The sequence below is a fragment of the Cupriavidus sp. GW823-FHT07A04 genome, assembly GCF_058794615.1.
On sequence record NZ_JBXAHA010000032.1, the window covers coordinates 15,289 to 33,537 of the forward strand.

Annotated in this window: 15 protein-coding genes; 7 read left to right on the forward strand and 8 right to left on the reverse strand. The window is 66.5% G+C overall.

What is annotated here, in order from left to right; all coding sequences use genetic code 11:
* Positions 1-18: 18 nt before the first annotated feature.
* The 3 genes from AC1Q7Q_RS37500 to AC1Q7Q_RS37510 form a co-directional block, all read right to left on the reverse strand.
* The gene (locus AC1Q7Q_RS37500; protein WP_043357193.1) at positions 19-801 is read right to left on the reverse strand and encodes an SDR family NAD(P)-dependent oxidoreductase; all 783 of its coding nucleotides are present in this window, start codon (positions 799-801) and stop codon (positions 19-21) included.
* Positions 802-1,122: 321 nt separating this feature from the next.
* Positions 1,123-1,368 carry a GlsB/YeaQ/YmgE family stress response membrane protein gene (locus AC1Q7Q_RS37505; protein WP_441639843.1) on the reverse strand — a complete coding sequence of 82 codons (246 nt, stop codon included), beginning with the start codon at positions 1,366-1,368 and terminating at the stop codon, positions 1,123-1,125.
* A gap of 31 nt (positions 1,369-1,399) precedes the next feature.
* The gene (locus AC1Q7Q_RS37510; protein WP_492374202.1) at positions 1,400-1,816 is read right to left on the reverse strand and encodes a signal protein; all 417 of its coding nucleotides are present in this window, start codon (positions 1,814-1,816) and stop codon (positions 1,400-1,402) included.
* A gap of 395 nt (positions 1,817-2,211) precedes the next feature.
* On the opposite strand from AC1Q7Q_RS37510, the gene AC1Q7Q_RS37515 reads away from it, so the two are divergent.
* Complete coding sequence (locus AC1Q7Q_RS37515) at positions 2,212-4,491, forward strand: mechanosensitive ion channel family protein (RefSeq protein WP_492374218.1); 2,280 nt, start codon at positions 2,212-2,214, stop codon at positions 4,489-4,491.
* Between the two features lie 330 nt (positions 4,492-4,821).
* Positions 4,822-6,003: a helix-turn-helix transcriptional regulator gene (locus tag AC1Q7Q_RS37520; RefSeq protein WP_492374201.1), complete on the forward strand. Its 1,182-nt coding sequence runs from the start codon at positions 4,822-4,824 to the stop codon at positions 6,001-6,003.
* Here AC1Q7Q_RS37520 and AC1Q7Q_RS37525 read toward each other — a convergent pair.
* A complete protein-coding gene (locus tag AC1Q7Q_RS37525) occupies positions 6,000-6,890 on the reverse strand; it encodes a LysR family transcriptional regulator (RefSeq protein WP_492374200.1) in 891 nt (296 codons plus the stop codon). The genes AC1Q7Q_RS37520 and AC1Q7Q_RS37525 overlap by 4 nt on opposite strands.
* Positions 6,891-7,022: 132 nt before the next feature.
* Here AC1Q7Q_RS37525 and AC1Q7Q_RS37530 point away from each other — a divergent pair, with 132 nt between their 5' ends.
* The 4 genes from AC1Q7Q_RS37530 to AC1Q7Q_RS37545 all read left to right on the forward strand — a co-directional run bounded on the left by AC1Q7Q_RS37530 (position 7,023) and on the right by AC1Q7Q_RS37545 (position 10,957).
* The gene (locus AC1Q7Q_RS37530) at positions 7,023-8,231 is read left to right on the forward strand and encodes a CaiB/BaiF CoA transferase family protein (RefSeq protein ID WP_492374199.1); all 1,209 of its coding nucleotides are present in this window, start codon (positions 7,023-7,025) and stop codon (positions 8,229-8,231) included.
* A gap of 69 nt (positions 8,232-8,300) precedes the next feature.
* Entirely contained in the window at positions 8,301-8,762 is a 462-nt protein-coding gene (locus tag AC1Q7Q_RS37535) for a MaoC family dehydratase (protein WP_150985236.1), read from the forward strand.
* 19 nt (positions 8,763-8,781) lie between these two features.
* Positions 8,782-9,942, forward strand: a complete 1,161-nt coding sequence (locus AC1Q7Q_RS37540) for an acyl-CoA dehydrogenase family protein (RefSeq protein WP_492374198.1) — start codon at positions 8,782-8,784, stop codon at positions 9,940-9,942.
* A gap of 13 nt (positions 9,943-9,955) precedes the next feature.
* The gene (locus AC1Q7Q_RS37545; RefSeq protein ID WP_492374197.1) at positions 9,956-10,957 is read left to right on the forward strand and encodes an acyl-CoA dehydrogenase family protein; all 1,002 of its coding nucleotides are present in this window, start codon (positions 9,956-9,958) and stop codon (positions 10,955-10,957) included.
* A 29-nt stretch (positions 10,958-10,986) separates the two neighbouring features.
* Here AC1Q7Q_RS37545 and AC1Q7Q_RS37550 read toward each other — a convergent pair whose 3' ends face one another.
* A complete protein-coding gene (locus tag AC1Q7Q_RS37550) occupies positions 10,987-11,661 on the reverse strand; it encodes a TetR/AcrR family transcriptional regulator (RefSeq protein ID WP_253929607.1) in 675 nt (224 codons plus the stop codon).
* Between the two features lie 225 nt (positions 11,662-11,886).
* Here AC1Q7Q_RS37550 and AC1Q7Q_RS37555 point away from each other — a divergent pair, with 225 nt between their 5' ends.
* Positions 11,887-13,215 (forward strand): protoporphyrinogen/coproporphyrinogen oxidase, encoded by a 1,329-nt coding sequence (locus AC1Q7Q_RS37555; RefSeq protein ID WP_492374196.1) that lies wholly within the window; start codon positions 11,887-11,889, stop codon positions 13,213-13,215.
* A gap of 15 nt (positions 13,216-13,230) precedes the next feature.
* Here the strand turns inward: AC1Q7Q_RS37555 and AC1Q7Q_RS37560 are convergent, their stop codons facing one another.
* From AC1Q7Q_RS37560 to AC1Q7Q_RS37570, 3 genes are all read right to left on the reverse strand, one after another.
* Positions 13,231-14,757 (reverse strand): SpoVR family protein, encoded by a 1,527-nt coding sequence (locus AC1Q7Q_RS37560; protein ID WP_043357207.1) that lies wholly within the window; start codon positions 14,755-14,757, stop codon positions 13,231-13,233.
* A gap of 90 nt (positions 14,758-14,847) precedes the next feature.
* A complete protein-coding gene (locus tag AC1Q7Q_RS37565) occupies positions 14,848-16,125 on the reverse strand; it encodes a YeaH/YhbH family protein (RefSeq protein ID WP_043357209.1) in 1,278 nt (425 codons plus the stop codon).
* 37 nt (positions 16,126-16,162) lie between these two features.
* A complete protein-coding gene (locus AC1Q7Q_RS37570) occupies positions 16,163-18,085 on the reverse strand; it encodes a PrkA family serine protein kinase (RefSeq protein WP_318235460.1) in 1,923 nt (640 codons plus the stop codon).
* Positions 18,086-18,249: the final 164 nt, after the last annotated feature.

Here is an 18,249-nt window from a genome sequence, read left to right on the forward strand (position 1 = left end):
TTGTTGTGAACTGCCGGATCAGCGCGGGGCCATGCGGATGGCGCCATCGAGCCGCACCGCTTCGCCGTTGAAATAGCTGTTGCGGCACATCTCCAGCGCGAGCGAGGCAAACTCTTCCGGCGCGCCGAGCCGCTTGGGGAACGGCACCGAGGCGGCCAGCGCAGCCTTGACGTGTTCCTGCGCGCCTTGCAAGAGCGGCGTGTTGAAGATGCCGGGCATGATGGTATTGACCCGAATGCCTTCGCCGGACAGGTCGCGCGCGATCGGCAGGGTCATGCCGACCACGCCGGCCTTGGAGGCGGAGTACGCCGCCTGGCCCATCTGCCCGTCCTGCGCCGCCACCGAGGCGGTATTGATGATGACGCCGCGATCGCCGTCACGCGCATCCAGCGTGAGCATGCCGGCGGCCGAGCGCGCCAGGCAGCGGAAGGAGCCGATCAGGTTGATCTGGATGATGCGCTCGAACGCGTCCGAGGCGAAGAAGCGGATCTGGTCCGGCGCCTCCTTGGCGCGCGATGCGGTCTTGATGGCGTTGCCGGTGCCGGCGCAATTCACCAGGATGCGTTCCTGCCCGAGCGCTGCGCGCGCCTTGGCGAAACCAGCTTCGACCTCGGCTTCCGACGTCACGTTGACCTGGCAGAACACGCCCCCGAGTTCACGCGCCACGGCCTCGCCCTTTTCCGCGTTCATGTCGAACAGCGCGACGCGCACGCCATGCGCCGCCAGCGCCCGCGCGGTGGCTTCGCCCAGGCCCGACGCGCCGCCCGTGATCACTGCCGTTACCGATGCATTGAGTTCCATCTTGTCTCCGCGTTGTCTTGATGTGTGTTGATGATGTGTGTTGAATCTGTGCTGAACCATTCCCCGCATTCCCCGTTCCCCGTCGGCGCGCAGCGCTACGCCTGGGCGGAATGCCTGAGTCCGGCGAGCCGAATAAACGGGCTTGCCAGCGTGGTATGGAGATTCAGGGATGACGGCGCGCAACGCATCGTCCGAAGCGACGAATGCATGAAAGCACATCAAACACGTGAAGCGCATGAAAGCGTGAGCACGCCAGCGCGCGGCGCGAATGCTGCTGCCTGCGGGCAGCAGCATTGGCCATTTGAAGAATCCGCGGCCTGTCTAGCGCCGCGTTGCCAGGTGATACAGCGCCAGCAGGATCACAGCGCCCAGCACGGCGCCGATAAAGCCGGCGGACTGGCCCTGGCGGTACCAGCCCAGGGCCTGCCCAAGGAAGGTCGCAGCGAGCGAGCCGACGATGCCCAGGCCGGCTGTCAGGAAGAAACCGCTTGGCCCGCGCCCGGGCGTGAGCATGCGCGCCACCAGGCCGGCGAGAAAGCCGATGAGAATGATCCAGATCAGGTGCATGTCATGCCCTCCCGGCGGCGCTTCCCGCGGCTCACTTGCATGCCTTGCCGTGATCCGCGTGGAAACCTTGCGCGGTGGCGTCGGCTTCACTCATATATGCGCCGTTCTTGGTCTTGCCGTAGTACTTCGTGCCAGGGCAGTGATAGACCTTGGAAGACTTGTTGGCCCATACCTGCCCAGGGCCACCACCCGGGGCGGCGGCGGCGGCGGGCGCGGCCGGCTTGGCCATCGGCATGGAAGCTGCGGGCGCGGGCGCGGCAGGCTTGGCCATCGGCGCGGCAGCGGCGGGAGCGGCTGGCGTGGCTTGAGCGCGCGCCAGGTGCGGGACCGAGGCGATGAGCGCCGCGGCCAGCAGCATGGGCAAGCCGACGCGCCGGCCTAACGAGGCGGGCGAGGCAGGCAAAACGGTAACGGCGGTAATAGCGTTCAAGGCTTTCATAGCATTCATGACAGGCTCCTGCGGTAACAATGCCATTGGGACAACGAAACGACAGGGCTGCATACAGCCGCAACCCGACCGACACGCAATACCTCACTCAACGGCCCGCACCGTCACTCCGTTGACCGCAACCAGCCAGCACGGGCTTGCTGCCATGGTACGCCTGCTGCACGCCACCCGCTGCTGCGGCCATGCGACACGCCTTGCCGGGTGCCCGGCGCGAGCGGCAACACCGATTGCGGCGCCGCACGAATCCGCGGCGTGTGCGGTATCCGCAATGCGCTACAGTGTCAGGCATCCCCCGGGATTGCCCGGCACCCTCTATCTACCCGCATGAGATGACGCTCGTGATCAGGTCCCAATTCACATTGCCGGCTGCATGCCGGCCAGGCGCACTGCTGCCGATGCTGACGCTGATGATCTGGCTGGCGCTGGCCACGCTGGCAGCGCAGCCGGCACTGGCGGCGCCGGCCGGACTGGCCTCGCTGGCGGCGGTCGTCAAGGCCGAGTCCGCGCCGGCCTCGCAGCCCGCGGCCAGCGAGCCGCTCGCGCAGTCGCTCGACCAGGTCATTACCACGCTGCAGAGCGACAAGGACCGCAAGGCCCTGGTCGACCAGTTGCAAACGCTGCGCAAGGGCATAGGTGGGGCCAGTGCGGCGTCAGCGCCACAGCCCGGCCTGCTCGGGGCGCTGGCTGAGGCGGTCGACCATCTCGATGCGTCGCTGGGCAAGGACAAGGGGCCGTGGCACTACTGGCGCTGGCGCATCGATTTCGCGGGCGAGGAGTGGCTGGCCGCACTGACCATCAACGGGACGCGCGCGCCCTGGCAATCGGCACGGGAGTTCTCCGCCGTGCTCGCGGCCTGGTTCTGCGCCGGATGGCTGTTGCGGGAGGCGGTGAGACGCGTGCGCAACCGGCGCCTGCAGCCAGCGGTACGCTATGAGCTGCCCGCAGTGCCGTCCTGGATGGACGTCGGGCTTTACATGCTGCGCAGGGTGGCGCCGTGGGTGGTGGCCTTCGCCCTGGCGATGCTGCTCTCGAGCAGTATGTTCGGACGCTCGCCCGCCAGCATGGCCGGCATGGTGATTGCCTACTCGGTGGTGGCCGGCGCCGTGATGGGCGCGGTGTGCCAGGTCATCTTCGCGCTGTTTACCTCGGCGCACCGTGCGCACGCGGTGCGCGACCTGCTGCTGCACTCCCGCAGGCTGCTGTTCGCCACCGGCGCGCTGGCGGCGCTGGGCGACGTCACGACCGACGCGCGTGTGATCGCCTCGCTCGGCACCAACCTGTCGGCGCTGACCTCCACCGTGGCCAACATCGCCGCGGCGCTGCTGATCGGCGCCTTCACGCTGCGCTTTCGCCGGCAGATCGGCCAGATCATCAGCAACCGGCCGCTGGTTTTCCGTCAGGAGCATCCCGCAATCATGGACCTGTTGCGCCTGGTAGGCGCGAGCTGGCACCTGCCGGTGCTGGCGGTGGTGGTGGCCTCGGTGGCCGGCACGCTGCTGGCCACCGGCTACGCGGACATCTTCCTGCGGCGCACGGTGGGCTCGGTGGCGCTGTTCGTCGCCGCGCTGCTGCTGACGCTGATCACCGGCCGCTCGCCCAAGGCCACGCACCGCGCGCCGCGCTTTCGCGACCGCCAGCGCTCGGCCTACCTGGCGCGCTTCGGGCGTTTCGCGGTAGCGCTGGTGCGGGTGGTGATCTGGTTCGCCTACTTCGAGCTGGCCAGCCGGATCTGGGGCGTGTCGCTGCTCTCGGTGATTGAATCCACCACGCTCGGCAAGCGCATCGGCGAGGCCGTGTTCAGCGTGACCTCCACCGTGCTGCTGTCGTGGCTGGCATGGCTGCTGATCGATACGGCCATCACCCAGACGCTGACGCCCGCGCACGGCCGCGGGCAGCCGCCCAGCCTGCGCGCCAGGACCATCCTGCCGCTGGTGCGCAATGCGTTATTCGTCGCGCTGCTGGTCATCACGCTGATCGTGGTGCTGGCCAACCTCGGCGTCAACGTGACGCCGCTGCTCGCCGGCGCCGGCGTGGTCGGCCTGGCCATCGGCTTTGGCGCGCAAAGCCTGGTGCAGGACCTGATCACCGGCCTGTTCATCGTGGTGGAGGATTCGATCGCCATCGGCGACTCGGTGGAACTGCCCGACCATATTGGCACGGTGGAGGCCATGACCATCCGCACCGTCAAGCTGCGCGACGGCAAGGGTGCGCTTCATATCCTGCCCTACAGCCAGATCAAGGCCATCAAGAACATGTCGCGCGGCTATGCCGTTGCCGTATTCAACATCGGTGTGGCGTATGGCAGCGACCTCGACCAGGCCATTGAGCTGATCCGCGAGACCGGCGCGGAGGTAGCGCGCGATTTCCGCTACGCGCGCAACCTGCTTTCCGGACTCGACATCCTGGGCCTCGATCGCTTCGACCCCAACGGCTCGGTGGTGCTGGCCCAGTTCAGGACGCGCCCGCTGACCCAGGCGGAAATCACGCGCGCGTTCAACGTGCGGCTCAAGCGCAAGTTCGACCAGCATGGCATCAGCATGGCCACGCAGCGGGTAACGGTGCAGGTCGAGGGCGGCCTGGGGCTCCCCCCGGCGCAGGACGCGCAGGCCACTGAGCTGGCGGCCGGCGCCGGGGGCGCTGCTGCGCTTTCAAAGGGTGCGCCGGGGCCAGGCTGAGCCGGCCGAGTCACTATGCGGCTCGCAAAGCGCACGCAGAAACGGGTACGCTTTGCGCGGCCGTGCCCCGCTTCGCGGGCATTTCAGCGCTGAAATAATTTTTAATAATTGCCCAGGCGACATTCCCTGTTTGCGAAGTTATGCTCGCATCCGCATAATGCCGCCACACGGTAACGCGCAGCGCTGACGTACCCGGCATACCGGGCGCCTGACCCCGTCCGGTGGCGTCTGCCACTTCGGAGCCGGCCACAGCGAGCCAGCCGTACCGCTACCAGCGGGCCAATAAAAAGAGCAAAGCAGGATCAGGCGAGAGCCACCGGGGAAAATACTATGGGCGAGCATCCGTCGGCGGATGAAGACTTCCATCGTCTGATCGATTCGATCTACGAGTCGGCGCTTGACGTCACTGCCATGCCAGCCGCGCTGGATCTCTTCTCCCGCTATACCGATATCGAAAGCCCGCATTACCTGGTCTGGGACAAACTGTCCGGACAAGCGCGCCTCGGCGTCACCCCGCATGGCTGCTTCCCGGCGCAGGGCACCTACGTGCCGGAAGGCCTGCATGCGCTGGCAAGCCTGCCCAGGCGCGCGCTCGCGGGCGATCACCCTGGCGACCTGCAGGACGGCGCACCTTGGCGCGCGCCGGCGCATGGCGCCGACCTGGAACAAGGCGTGCGCCTGCTCGATACCGCTGAGGTCTGCGTGCTGATGGGCGGCACGGACCGGGGCGGCCGCCTGGACACCGGTTTCGACGGGACGGAGGGCTTGAGCCATCGCAGCAAGCGGCTCGCGCGCGTGCTGCCGCACTGGGCCCGCGCCGCGCGCATGCAACAACGCAACTTCGAGTTGAGCGGCCTGGCGGCCCTTGGCCTGGCCGGGCTGGATACGCTCGACTTCGGCGTGATGGTGCTGCAGGCCGATATGCGCGTGCGCTACGCCAATATCTGGGCCGAGGCGCTGGTGCAGGCCGACAGCCAGCTCGCGCTGGAAAACGGCGTGCTCAAGGCCCACGACCAGACCCTGCACGCCACCCTGCACAAGCTGCTCGACCGCGCCATGCAATCCCGTGGCGGCGAGGCGGCGGCCGGCTCGTGGATGCACATCACGTCGGGCGGCCAGCCGGTACCCATCATCGTGCTGCCGCTGGTGGCCCGCCAGCCGGTGGAAGGCCCGTGGCAACTGCCGTTCGCGATGGTGCTGATGGGCAATTCCGAATCGCGCTCGGTGCTCGACAGTTCGGTGCTGACGTCGCTGTTCGGCCTGTCGCGCAAGGAAAGCCTGATTGCCATCCGCCTTGCCGCCGGCGAAACCCTGACCGAGATCGCCGACCACGAATTCGTCTCGCCGCACACGGTGCGCGTGCATATTCGCGACATCCTGCGCAAGACCGGCACCCATCGCCAGAGCGAGCTGGTGCGCCTGCTGCACCTGCTGCCGGGCGTGGCGCTGGAGCGCGCCGGCGCGCCGGCGCGGCGCGTGGCGAGCGCGCGCGCGCCTGATCCGCTGGCCTAGGCGACCACGGTGCTGGCCACCTCCAGCAAGCGCTGCACCTGCCGGTCGTCGCTATCCGTGGACGTGGCCAGCGCGATGCCGATGCGCGCCACCGGCCGCGGGCTGGCCAGCCGCAGGAAACGCACGCGCCGGTTGATATAGCGCGCCGCCACGCTCGGCACCAGCGCCACCCCCAGGCCGCTTTCCACCAGGCTGACGATGGTCTGCACCTGCACCGCCTCTTGCGTCACACGCGGTACGAACCCGGCTTGCTGGCACAGCAGCATGGCGATGGCCTGCAGGTTGGGCACCTCGGCGCTGGGATGCATGATGAAGGGTTCCCCGGCGAGCGCCTTGAGCGCAATCGCGTCGCGCTCGGCAAAGCGGCTATCGGCCGGCACCGCCGCCACGAACTCGTCGTTCTCCAGCGGCATCAGCGTGTAGCCGCCGCTGTGCAAGATGGGAAAGCGCACCAGCCCGGCATCGAGCTGATGGCGCTCCAGCCGGTCCAGGATCGACGCCGAGGTGGATTCATGCAGGATCAGCTCGATCCCCGGGTGCGCGGCCCGAAACGCCGGGATCAGCTTGGGCAGCAAGGCGTAGGTTGCCGAGCCCACAAAACCCACGCGCAGTGCACCGCGCTCGCCATGCGCCGCCGCCAGCGCCGCCGCGCGAGCCTGGCCGGCATGGAACAGCGCGCGCCGCGCGTCATGCAGCGCGGCTTCGCCAGCCTGGGTCAGCCGCACCCCGCGCGAGGTACGCACGAACAGCGGCGTGCCGAGCGCATCTTCGAGCTTGCGGATCGAGATGGAGAGCGGCGGCTGCGCCATGTGCAGGCGCTCGGCCGCGCGGTGGAAGTTGCCGGTTTCGGCCAGGGCGACGAACTGCTGAAGTTGACGAAGGTCCACGCTGATGTCCGTATTGATATCTGGAAGATATCGAATCCTAAAAATCTAATATTAGACGCAAGCGACCCGCCTGATCTACCCTGTGGCATCCGGCGCAAGCCAGGCACAAGAACAGACAGGAGACACCCAGGCATGTTGCCCCTCTCAGGCATCCGCGTCATCGACCTATCCACGGTCGTGATGGGCCCTTACGCCAGCCAGTGGCTGGCCGACCTCGGCGCCGAAGTCATCAAGGTGGAGCCCCCCGAGGGCGACTCCACGCGGCGCACCGGCCCGGCCGCCGAGGATGGCATGTCGGCCATCTTCCTGGGCGTGAACCGCAGCAAGAAAAGCGTGGTGCTCAACCTCAAGCTGCCCGCGGCGCAGGCCGCGCTGGAGCGCCTGCTGGCCAGCGCCGATGTATTCATGCACAGCATGCGCCCGCAGAAGCTGGCCGGCCTCGGGCTGGACCCCGCCGACGTGATGGCGCGCCACCCGCGCCTGGTCTACGTGAGCTTGCTGGGCTTTGCCGAGGATGGCCCCTATGGCGGCCGCCCGGCCTACGACGACATCATCCAGGGCCTGTCCGGCAATGCCGCATTGATGGCCGCGCAGACCGGCACCATGCGCTACTTCCCCACCATCGCGGCCGACAAGACCAGCGCTCTGGTGGCGGCGCTGTCGATCTCGGCCGCCATTGCCGGGCGCGAGCGCCAGGGCGGCAAGGGCGCGCTGGTGGAAGTGCCGATGTTCGAATCGATGGTGGCCTTCAACCTGGTCGAGCATCTCTATGGCCAGCACTTCGAGCCGCCGCGCGGGCCCACCGGTTATCCGCGCGTGCTGGCGCCGCTGCGCCGGCCCTACCAGAGCGCCGACGGCCACGTCTGCATGATGCCGTACACCGATGCCCACTGGCGCGACTTCTTCACCGCCGCGGGCCGGCCCGACCTGGCCGCCGACCCGCGCTTTGCCGGCATCGCCGCGCGCACGCAGCATATCGAAGCCCTCTACGAGCTGACCAGCGAGATCGTGCGCACGCGCACCACCGGCGCCTGGCTGGCGCTATGCGAAACGCTGCAGATCCCGGTGGCGCAGGTCAACCAGCTCGCTGAGCTGGTGGATGACCCGCACCTGCGCGCCACCGGCTTCTTCGACACGCTGGACGACCCGGCCATGGGCACGCTGCGCTTTACCGGCGCGCCGGTGCGCTTTGACGGCCAGCGCGCGGCGAGCGCGCTGCCGCCACGCCTGGGTCAGCACACCCGCAGCCTGCTTGGCGAGGCGGGCCTGAGCGGCGAGCAGATCGATGAGCTGGGCCGCACCGGCGCGGCCTATTGTGCGTCGCCGGCCACTAATGCCTAACCCTGCCGCATTCCCGCTCCTAACATAAAGGAAGCCGGCCGCCGATGGCGGCCCTCAACAGGAGACGCCGTGCCCCATACCCAACTCCCCCGCCTCGGCCAGGGCTTTTATTGGCAAGACATCAAGGAAGGCCAGGCGTTCCAGACCTTCCGCCGCACCGTGACCGAGACCGACCTGATCAACTTCATTTCGGTCACCGGCATGCTGGAAGCGATCTTTATCGAGGCGGGCTATGAAGGCGGCGCCATCCATGGCCGGCCCGTGCCCGCCGCGCTGACCTACGCCATGATCGAAGGCTTCATCCTGCAGACCATGATCCAGGGCACGGGGCTGGCCATGCTGGAGCTGACGCAGAAGATCCACGCCCCGGTGATGGTGGGCGACACCATCTGGGCCACGGTCACGGTGACCGGCATCCGCCCCACTTCGCGCAATGGCCGCGCCGTGGTGGACTCGGACATCGAAGTCTTCAACCAGCGCCATGAGCGTGTCATGACTTATTCCGCCCGGCGCTTGCTGGCCGGCCGCTAGCCACACGGAGACCCCTGTCTTGACTTCACTGCCCAGCACGTTCCAGCTGACTGCCTTGCCGCCGGCCGCCGCCGCCTTCCGGCACGAGGTGAAGGCATTCCTGGCCGAACACCTGCCGGCCCTTGCGCCCGAAGTCCGCGCCCGTTCATGGATGGGCTTCAACGCCGATTTCAGCCGCGCGCTGGCGCGCCACGGCTGGGTGGGCATCACCTTGCCCGCGCAACATGGCGGCGCCGGGCTCGATCCGTTCTCGCGTTTCGTGCTGGTGGAGGAGCTGCTGGCCTGCGGCGCGCCGGTCTCGGCCCACTGGATCGCCGACCGCCAGAGCGGGCCGCTGATCCTGCGCTACGGCAGCGACGCGCAGAAGGCCTTCTATCTCCCGCGCATCTGCAAGGGCGAAGCCTTCTTCTGCATCGGCATGAGCGAGCCCAACTCCGGCTCCGACCTGGCCAGCGTCGCGACCCGCGCCACGCCGCAGCCGGACGGCGGCTGGCGCTTGAACGGCCGCAAGATCTGGACGACCAACGCCGATCGCTGCCACTACATGCTGGCGCTGGTGCGCACCTCCGGCACGGGCGAGGACCGTCAGCGCGGCTTGTCGCAGGTCATCATCGACCTGTGCGCGCCGGGCGTGACCGTGCGCCCGATCCGCGACCTGGCCGGCGACGCGCATTTCTCCGAAGTCAGCTTCGAGGACGTGATGCTGCCTGAAGCGGCGCTGGTGGGCCGCGAAGGCAGCGGCTGGGAGCAGGTCAACGCGGAGCTGGCCTTCGAGCGCAGCGGGCCGGAGCGGCTGTACTCCAGCGTGGTGCTGCTCGATACCTGGATTGCGGCGCTGCGGCGCGCGCCGGCTGCACGGCGCGACACCGTCACCATCGGCCGGCTGGCTGGCCGGCTGGCGGTGCTGCGGGCCATGTCGCTGGCGGTGACCGCCCGGCTTGCCGCAGGCGAGAGCCCGGTGGTGGAAGCCGCGCTGGTCAAGGACCTGGGCACGGAGTTCGAGCAGTCCATTCCGGCGCTGGCGCAGGCCGCGCTGGGCGACGACCCGCACCTCGCCGCCGATCCCGACCTGTACCGCACCCTGGCCTATGTCAGCCAGGTCGCCCCGTCCTATTCGCTGCGTGGCGGCACGCGCGAGATCCTGCGCGGCATGATCGCCCGGGGCCTTGGCCTGCGCTGAACCGGAGTTCCCTATGCATAACGCTTACTCGGACGCGCTCGACAGCGTGCTGCGCGACTGCTGCACGCCCGCCGTCATCCGCGCCATCGAACGCGGCGACGACCACCTGCCCCTGTGGCAATCACTGCAAGACAGCGGCTTTGCCGATTGCCTCCTGCCCGAGGCGGCCGGCGGGGCGGGCCTGCCGCTGGACGAACTGGCGCCGGTGCTGTTCGCGCTGGGCCGCCACGCACTGCCTTTGCCGCTGGGCCAGACCTTGTTCGCGCGTGCGCTGCTGCACGCCGCCGGGCTGGCGGTGCCGGCCGAGCCCATCGCGCTGGCGACCTTCGATATGGATGAGGGCGCCACGGATGCAGTCCTCGTCGCAGGCGGCGCGCAAGCGGCCTGGTTCCTGGTGCAGGAAGGCACGCAATGCATGCTGCTGCCACGTGCCCGCGCGCAAGTCCGCCCGACCGGCGCCCACGCGGATCTGGCCGTGGTCCTGCCGCGCCCCGCATCGGACGGATTGCCACTGTTTACGCTGCCCGCGGGCACGCTGCGCCAGATCGGGGCCTGCCTGCACGCTGTGCAGCTGGCCGGCGCCATGTCGCATGTGTTCGACATGACGCTGCAATATGCCAACGACCGCCAGCAGTTCGGCCGCGCCATCGGCAAGTTCCAGGCCATCCAGCACCAGATCAGCGTGATGGCGGAACATGTCACCGCCGCGCGCATGGCCGCGCAGATCGCCTGCGCCGGCGGCGGCTGGCAGCCGGACCCGCTGCGCGCGGCCATCGGCAAGCTCAACGCCAGCGAAGCGGTCACGCCAGTGGCCGCCATCGCGCATGCCGTGCACGGCGCCATCGGCATCACCGAGGAGTACGACCTGCAGATCTACACCCGCCGCCTGCATGCCTGGCAACTGGCGGACGGGTCGCAGGCTTACTGGGCAAGGGTGGTGGGCGAGGCGGTGTGCGGCCAGCCTGGATCGGGCGTGGTCGATCTGGCCCGAAGCTGGAGCACCGACGCGGCCTGAGCCCCGGACGGGACCGGGGCCGGCCAGGATCAGCCGGCATCGGGCTCGCGCTGCAGCAGGCTCCAGCACAGGCGAACCAGCTCGTCCTCCAGGGCCGGGCTGCCGAGCAAGGGCGAGCGCTCCAGCGCGGCCGAGCGCACTACCCCGAACAAGGCCCGTGTGAGCGCGAACATCTGGGCCGGGGCGGGCAAGCGCAGCGCGCTCATGCCCAGCGCCTGCAACTGCGCGCCGATCCGTTCGCTGGCCAGGCGCAGCGCCGCCACGGCATCCTCGTCGCGATCATGGCGCCAGGCCAGGCGGGCCAGCGCGCGGCTATGCGCGTCATAGCCACCAAAGCTGAGCACATAGGCCTGCACATAAGCCCGCAGCGCGGCGCGCGCGGCTTGCGGCTCCGCCAGTCCCGCCGCTGCCGGCATGGCGGCCAGGCGTTCAGCCAGCATCGTTTCCAGGGCCACCAACGCCGCCTCGCGCTGTTGCTCGATCAAGGTGCGGCCAATCGCCGCGCGGTCTGCAAAGTACTGGTAAAGCGAGCCAACCGAAACCCCTGCCAGCGCAGCGATCTGCTCGGTGGTGGGCTCAGGCTGGGCACGCATCTCGTGTTCGGCGAACAGCTGCGCCGCGGCTTGCAAGATGGCTTGGACGGTATGTTGCGCGCGCTGCTGCGAGGGCTGGCGGCGCTTCGGCGGTTCGGTGGCGGCAGGCATGATGGAATCTGAGGAGAAAGCGAATTGGCTGCGACGCGGCAAGCCGATAGATTGTCGCACGGTGCCCCAAGCACGGGCTAACCGGACAAGTCCCAGAACATGCACACCACTGCCTTGCCTTCACCCACTTCACCCACTTCACCCGTTACACCTGCTCCACCCGTTCCACCCGCATCGGCGCTGCCGGCGCACTCGCCCGGCCCGCACCGCGCCCCCGAAGTAATCGTGGCCGGCGCCGGCATTGCCGGGCTGTGCGCGGCCGATGCGCTCGCCCGCGCCGGCGCGCGGGTGCGCGTGTTCGAGGCCGCCGGGGATGTCGGCGGCCGCATGCGCAGCGAAACCCTCGGGCCGCATGGCATAGAGTGCGGCGCACAATTCCTGTCGAGCGGCTACACGGTGCTGCCGGCGCTGGCGCGGCGGTTTGGCCTGGACGGCGGACTGCAAGCCGCCAGCGACCTCAACGCGGTGGTGCGCCAAGGCCGGCCGCGCCGCGTGCGCGCACAGAGCCTGCTGGACCCGCTGCGCAGCGGCCTGCTCGGATTGCCGGCCTGGCTCGGCTTGGGGCTGGCGCTGGGCCGCGAAGGCCGCGCGCTGCGCACGCTGCCGCTCGACGACCTTGGCCAATGGGCGCGCTACGATGCGGATTCCGCCAGCGAATGGCTTGGCCAGCGTGGTTGCCGCGAGGCGCTCGCCTATGTCACGGAGCCGCTATTGCAGGGATTCTATTTCCTCACGCCTGAATCGTCCTCCGCCGCGCTGATGCTGATGGCTAGCGGCTTCGGCTGGCGCCGCTGTGTCAACACTTCGCTGGTCGGCGGCCTGCAAAGCCTGCCACGCGCGCTGGCGCGCACGTTGCAGGTGGAGACCGGCCGGCGGGTCGCATCGATCCGCCAGCAGGACACGGGCGTGGTGGTGAGCGGCGCGGGCTTCGAAGCCACGGCCGACTACGTTGTGTGCGCCCTGCCGGCACCCTTTGCCCGGCAAGCCTGGACGGGCGGGGATGCGCTGGAGCGCCGCCTGCTCGCCACGCCCTACAGCCGCACCATCAACCTGTCCTTGCTCACACGGCCGGGGTTTCGTGTGCCGGCCGCTTTGGCGAGCGTCTACGGCGTATTGGTGCCGCGTGCCGAGCGCCGGTACGTAGCCGCGCTGGCGCTGGACGCCGGCAAGCGCCCGCTAGCGCGTCCCGCCGGCGGACATGGACAAGTCATCCAGGTCATGCTGGAAGACCGCGCCGCCGCGGATCGGTTGGGCGCGAGCGATGCGCAGATCCTCGCCGACGTGCTGCCCGGGGTCGAACATTACCTGCCGGGCATCTCGCGGCAATTGCAGGACTGCCTGGTCACGCGCTGGGCGCAGGCAATGCCCACGGTGCCGGTCGGCCGCGCCGCCGACGTGCTGGCGTACCGCAGCCGTGCGCCGGCATCGCGGCAACGGGTCTTCCTGGCGGGGGACTACGTGAATGCGCCCTTCACGGACGCTGCCGCGGCTACCGGCTTGTGGGCCGCGCAGGCCATCATGCGGGCGGTGTCATCCACCGCCCGCGCAGGCTGACGCTGCCATGCCCATTCAAGCCGCCTTGCGATGCCGGCGTTCCGGCTTGCATTCGTACTTGGATTCGCGCCGGCCATCTTCATAGGCCACTTCCAGGCGCACCGTAAAGCCCCACAGCCGCGTGACGTGGCGGATCACCTCGTCGAAATTCTGCGCCAGCGGGCGGCGGTCGTTCTGCAGGTGGCGCAGAGTCAGGGAGCGGTCTCCGCCCACATCCACATTGGTGATCTGGATGTTGGGCTCCATGTTCGACAGGTCGTACTGGTTGGCCAGCAACTGGCGGATGTTCCGGTAACCCTCATCGTCATGAATAGCGGTCACGCGTAGCTTGCCTTCGCGGTCGTCGTCGAGCACGGAGAACAGCTTGAGCTCGCGGATCACGCGCGGCGACAGGAACTGCAGCAGGAAGCTCTCGTCCTTGAAGTTGCGCATGGCGAAGTCGAGCGTCTTGCGCCAGTCGCTGCCGGCGAATTCCGGCGCCCAGCGGTAGTCTTCCTCGGTCGGGTTCTCGCACATCCGGCGCAGGTCCTGGAACATCAGGAAGCCCACGGTGTACGGGTTGAGGCCGCTGTAGTAAGGGCTGTTGTACGGCGGCTGGTAAATCACATTGGTATGCGCCTGCAGCAGCTCCATCATGAAGGCGTCGTTGACCAGGCCCTCTTCATACAGCTGGTGCAGGATGGTGTAGTGCCAGAACGTGGCCCAGCCTTCGTTCATGACCTTGGTCTGGCGCTGCGGGTAGAAGTACTGCGCGATCTTGCGCACGATGCGCACGATCTCGCGCTGCCACGGCGCCAGCTTGGGCGCGTTCTTCTCGATGAAGTAGAGCAGGTTTTCCTGCGGCTCCGGCGGGAAGGCGGCGTCGCGCTCGAACCCTTCATCGTCTTCCAGCGCATGCGCGCGGTGCTTGGGCAGGGTGCGCCACAGGTCGTTGACCTGCGTCTGCAGGTAGTTCTCCCGCTCGGTCTGGCGCGCCTGCTCCTCGGCAATGGAGAGCTTCTTGGGCCGCTTGTAGCGGTCCACGCCGTAGTTCTGCAGCGCGTGGCAGGAATCGAGCAGCGCCTCGACTTCCTGCTCCCCATAGCGCTGCTCGCATTCGGCTACGTAGTTTTTGGCGAACAGCAGGTAGTCGATGATGGCATCGGCGTTGGTCCAGGTGCGGAACAGGTAGTTGCCCTTGAAGAAGGAGTTGTGGCCGTAGCAGGCGTGCGCGATGGTCAGCGCCTGCATGGGCATGGTGTTCTCCTCCATCAAGTACGCGATGCAGGGATTCGAGTTGATGACGATCTCGTAGGCCAGGCCCATGTGCCCGCGCTGGTAGCTGCGCTCGGACGCGAGAAAATGCTTGCCGTACGACCAATGGCTGTAGCCCACGGGCAGGCCAGACGACGCATAGGCGTCGAGCATCTGCTCCGCGGTAATGATCTCAACCTGGTTGGGATAGGTGTCCAGACCGAAATCGCCGGCAATGCGTGCGATTTCGCGGTCATAACGCTGGATCAGCTCAAAGGTCCACTCCGAGCCGGTAGAGAGATATGCCATTTACGACCCCCGTTGCGGGTGAAGCTAGGGTTGCGCCCCTCTCCCGCACTGCGGGAGAGGGGAAAACACCTGCAAAAAACCAGGGCGACTTCAGCGGCTGGATGGCCATGCCGCTTTTTTCTGGAACAGGTCATGCAGCACAGGGTAGATCTCGTCCGCCCCGATGATGCGCTGCATGGCGAAGTTCTCATGCCGGTCCTTGACCGCCAGATACTCTTCCCACAGGTTCTGCGGCTCTTCCGAAGCCACTTCCACATAGGCGTAGTACTGCACCAGCGGCAGGATGGACTCGCGCAGCAAGCGCCCGCACAACTCCGAATCGCCCGCCCAGTTGTCGCCATCCGAGGCCTGGGCGCAGTAGATATTCCACTGGCTGGCGGGATAGCGGTCGTGAATTACCTCGACCATCAGCTTGAGCGCGCTCGATACGACCGTACCACCGGATTCGCGCGAATGGAAGAAATCTTCCTCGTTCACTTCCTTCGCCACCGTGTGATGACGAATGAACACCACGTCGATGCGATCGTAGTTGCGCTTGAGGAAGAGGTACAGGAGCATGAAAAAGCGCTTGGCGAGATCCTTGCGGCTCTCATCCATGGACCCGGACACATCCATCAGGCAGAACATCACCGCCTGTGCCTGCGGGCGCTTTTTCAGCACGCGATTGTTGTAGCGCAGGTCGAGCTTTTCGATAAAGGGTACGCGCTCCACGCAGGCGCGCAGGTGACGCATTTCCTTCATCAGCTCCAGCGCCCGTGCCGAGTAAGGCCCGTCCTGCTCCAGCACCTCGCCATACTCCTGCTCCAGCACCGCGAGCTTTTTCTGGTAAGGACTGGACAAGGCAATGCGCCGCCCGAGCGAGCTTCGCATCGTGCGCAGGATGGACAGGTTGGACGGCGTGCCGTCGATCGAGAAGCCAGCCCGGACCTTGCGGACCTCGGCGATCTTGGCAAGGTGGCGCTTGGCCATGTCCGGCAGCGCCATGTCCTCGAAGAAGAAGTTGAGGAAATCCTCGCGCGACAGGCTGAAGACGAAATCATCCTCGCCTTCACCCGAATCGCTCGCCTTGGAGCCGCCGCCACCCCCGCCTTGCTGCTGGCGGTCGAAACTGTCCCCCCGGACAAATTTCTTGTTGCCCGGATGGATCCACTCCCGCCGGCCGCCCTGGCCGTGGTGAAAAGCGGGCTCGGAAATGTCCTTGACCGGAATGGACACCTGCCCGCTTTGTTCGATGTCCATGATCTTCCGGCCGGACACCGCCTTCGCTACCGCCTGGCGTATCTGTTCGCGGTAGCGTTTGATGAAGCGTTGCTGGTTGACGGCACTCTTGTTGCCGCCGTTCTCGCGCCGATCGATGACCGTGGCCATATGCTTGCCCTCGCTTAGAGGCCTCGTTCAGGCGCCGTTACGATGATTTTCTTACGCGCAAATACCACTCCACAAGTAAGCGGACCTGCTTCGCGGTGTATCCCTTCTCAACCATGCGGTTGACGAAGTTCGCGTGCTTGTCCTGATCCTCGCGAGAGGATTTGGCGTTGAACGAGATCACGGGCAACAGATCTTCGGTGGTGGAGAACATGCGCTTCTCAATCACCATGCGCAACTTCTCGTAGCTGGTCCACGCGGGGTTCTTGCCCGCGTTGTTGGCCCGCGCGCGCAGCACGAAGTTGACGATCTCGTTGCGGAAGTCCTTGGGGTTGGATATCCCCGCAGGCTTCTCGACTTTTTCAAGCTCGTCGTTCAACGCGTTGCGATCGAGAATCTCACCGGTATTCGGGTCGCGATATTCCTGGTCCTGGATCCACAGGTCCGCAAAGACCACGTAGCGATCGAAGATGTTCTGGCCGTATTCGGAGTACGACTCCAGGTAAGCGGTCTGGATCTCCTTGCCGATGAACTCCACGAACGGTGCGGTCAGGTACTCCTTGATGTACGACCGCAGCTTGGCCTCCTGCTCCGGCGGGAACTGCTCGCGCTCGATCTGTTGCTCGAGCACATAGAGCAGGTGCACCGGATTGGCGGCCACCTCGGTATTGTCGAAGTTGAAGACCTTGGACAAGACCTTGAAGGCGAAACGCGTGGACAAGCCGTTCATGCCCTCGTCGATGCCAGCGTAGTCGCGATACTCCTGGTACGACTTGGCCTTGGGGTCGACATCTTTCAGGCTCTCGCCGTCATAGACGCGCATCTTGGAGAAGATGTTTGAATTCTCCGGCTCCTTGATGCGGGTGAGCACGGCGAACTGCCCCATCATCTTCAAGGTGTTGGGCGCGCAAGGCGCGGCCGACAGCGAACTGCTGCGCAACAGCTTGTCGTAGATCTTCACCTCCTCCGACACGCGCAGGCAGTACGGCACCTTGACGATGTAGATCCGGTCGAGGAAAGCCTCGTTGTTCTTGTCGGCCTTGAAGGTTGTCCACTCGGCTTCGTTCGAGTGCGCCAGGATGATGCCGTCGAAGGGGATCGCGCCGAAGCCTTCGGTGCCCTTGTAGTTGCCCTCCTGGGTGGCGGTCAGCAGCGGGTGCAGCACCTTGATCGGCGCCTTGAACATCTCCACGAACTCAAGCAGCCCGCGGTTGGCCAGGCACAACCCGCCGGAATATGAGTAAGCGTCCGGATCGTCCTGCGGGAAATCTTCCAGCTTCCTGATATCTACCTTGCCGACCAGCGAGGAGATGTCCTGGTTGTTTTCATCGCCCGGCTCCGTCTTGGAAATCGCGATCTGCGACAACACCGACGGGCGCAGCTTGACCACGCGAAAGCGCGTGATGTCGCCGTTGAACTCATGCAGGCGCTTGACCGCCCAGGGCGAGGCGATGGTGTTGAGATAGCGCACCGGGATGCCGTAGTCCTCTTCCAGGATCTTGCCGTCTTCCTCGGGGGAGAACAGCCCGAGCGGCGATTCATGGATAGGCGAACCCTTCAATGCGTAGATGGGAATCTGCTCCATCAACGCCTTGAGTTTTTCCGCGAGCGAGGACTTGCCCCCCCCCGGAGGCCCAAGCAGGTAAAGGATCTGCTTGCGCTCCTCGAGCCCTTGCGCGGCATGCTTGAAGAAGGCGACGATCTGCTCGATCGTGTCCTCCATGCCGTAGAACTCGCGGAAGGCCGGATAGACCCTGATGACCTTGTTGAAGAACAGGCGGGACAGCCGAGGATCGTGGTGGGTATCCACCAGTTCGGGCTGACCAATGGCGGCGAGCATGCGCTCGGATGCGGTCGCATAGGCGGAAGGATCCTTCTTGCAGATATCCAGGTACTCCTGGATGCTGTATTCCTCTTCCTTGCGACCTTCGAAGCGTGTGGCGTAGTGGCCGAAAATGTCCATACCTCACTCCCGTCAGAGACCCGTCCGAGGCGAAGGTAGATCTACTACAACTCAAGATCTCGCGGCAGCGCTTGCGGTTCCGCCACCCCGGCTTGGCGGTGCTGCCATGTTGCGAAATCTTTACTTAATCATAGTCAAATAACGGCGAGAGCTGAGAGTCGGTT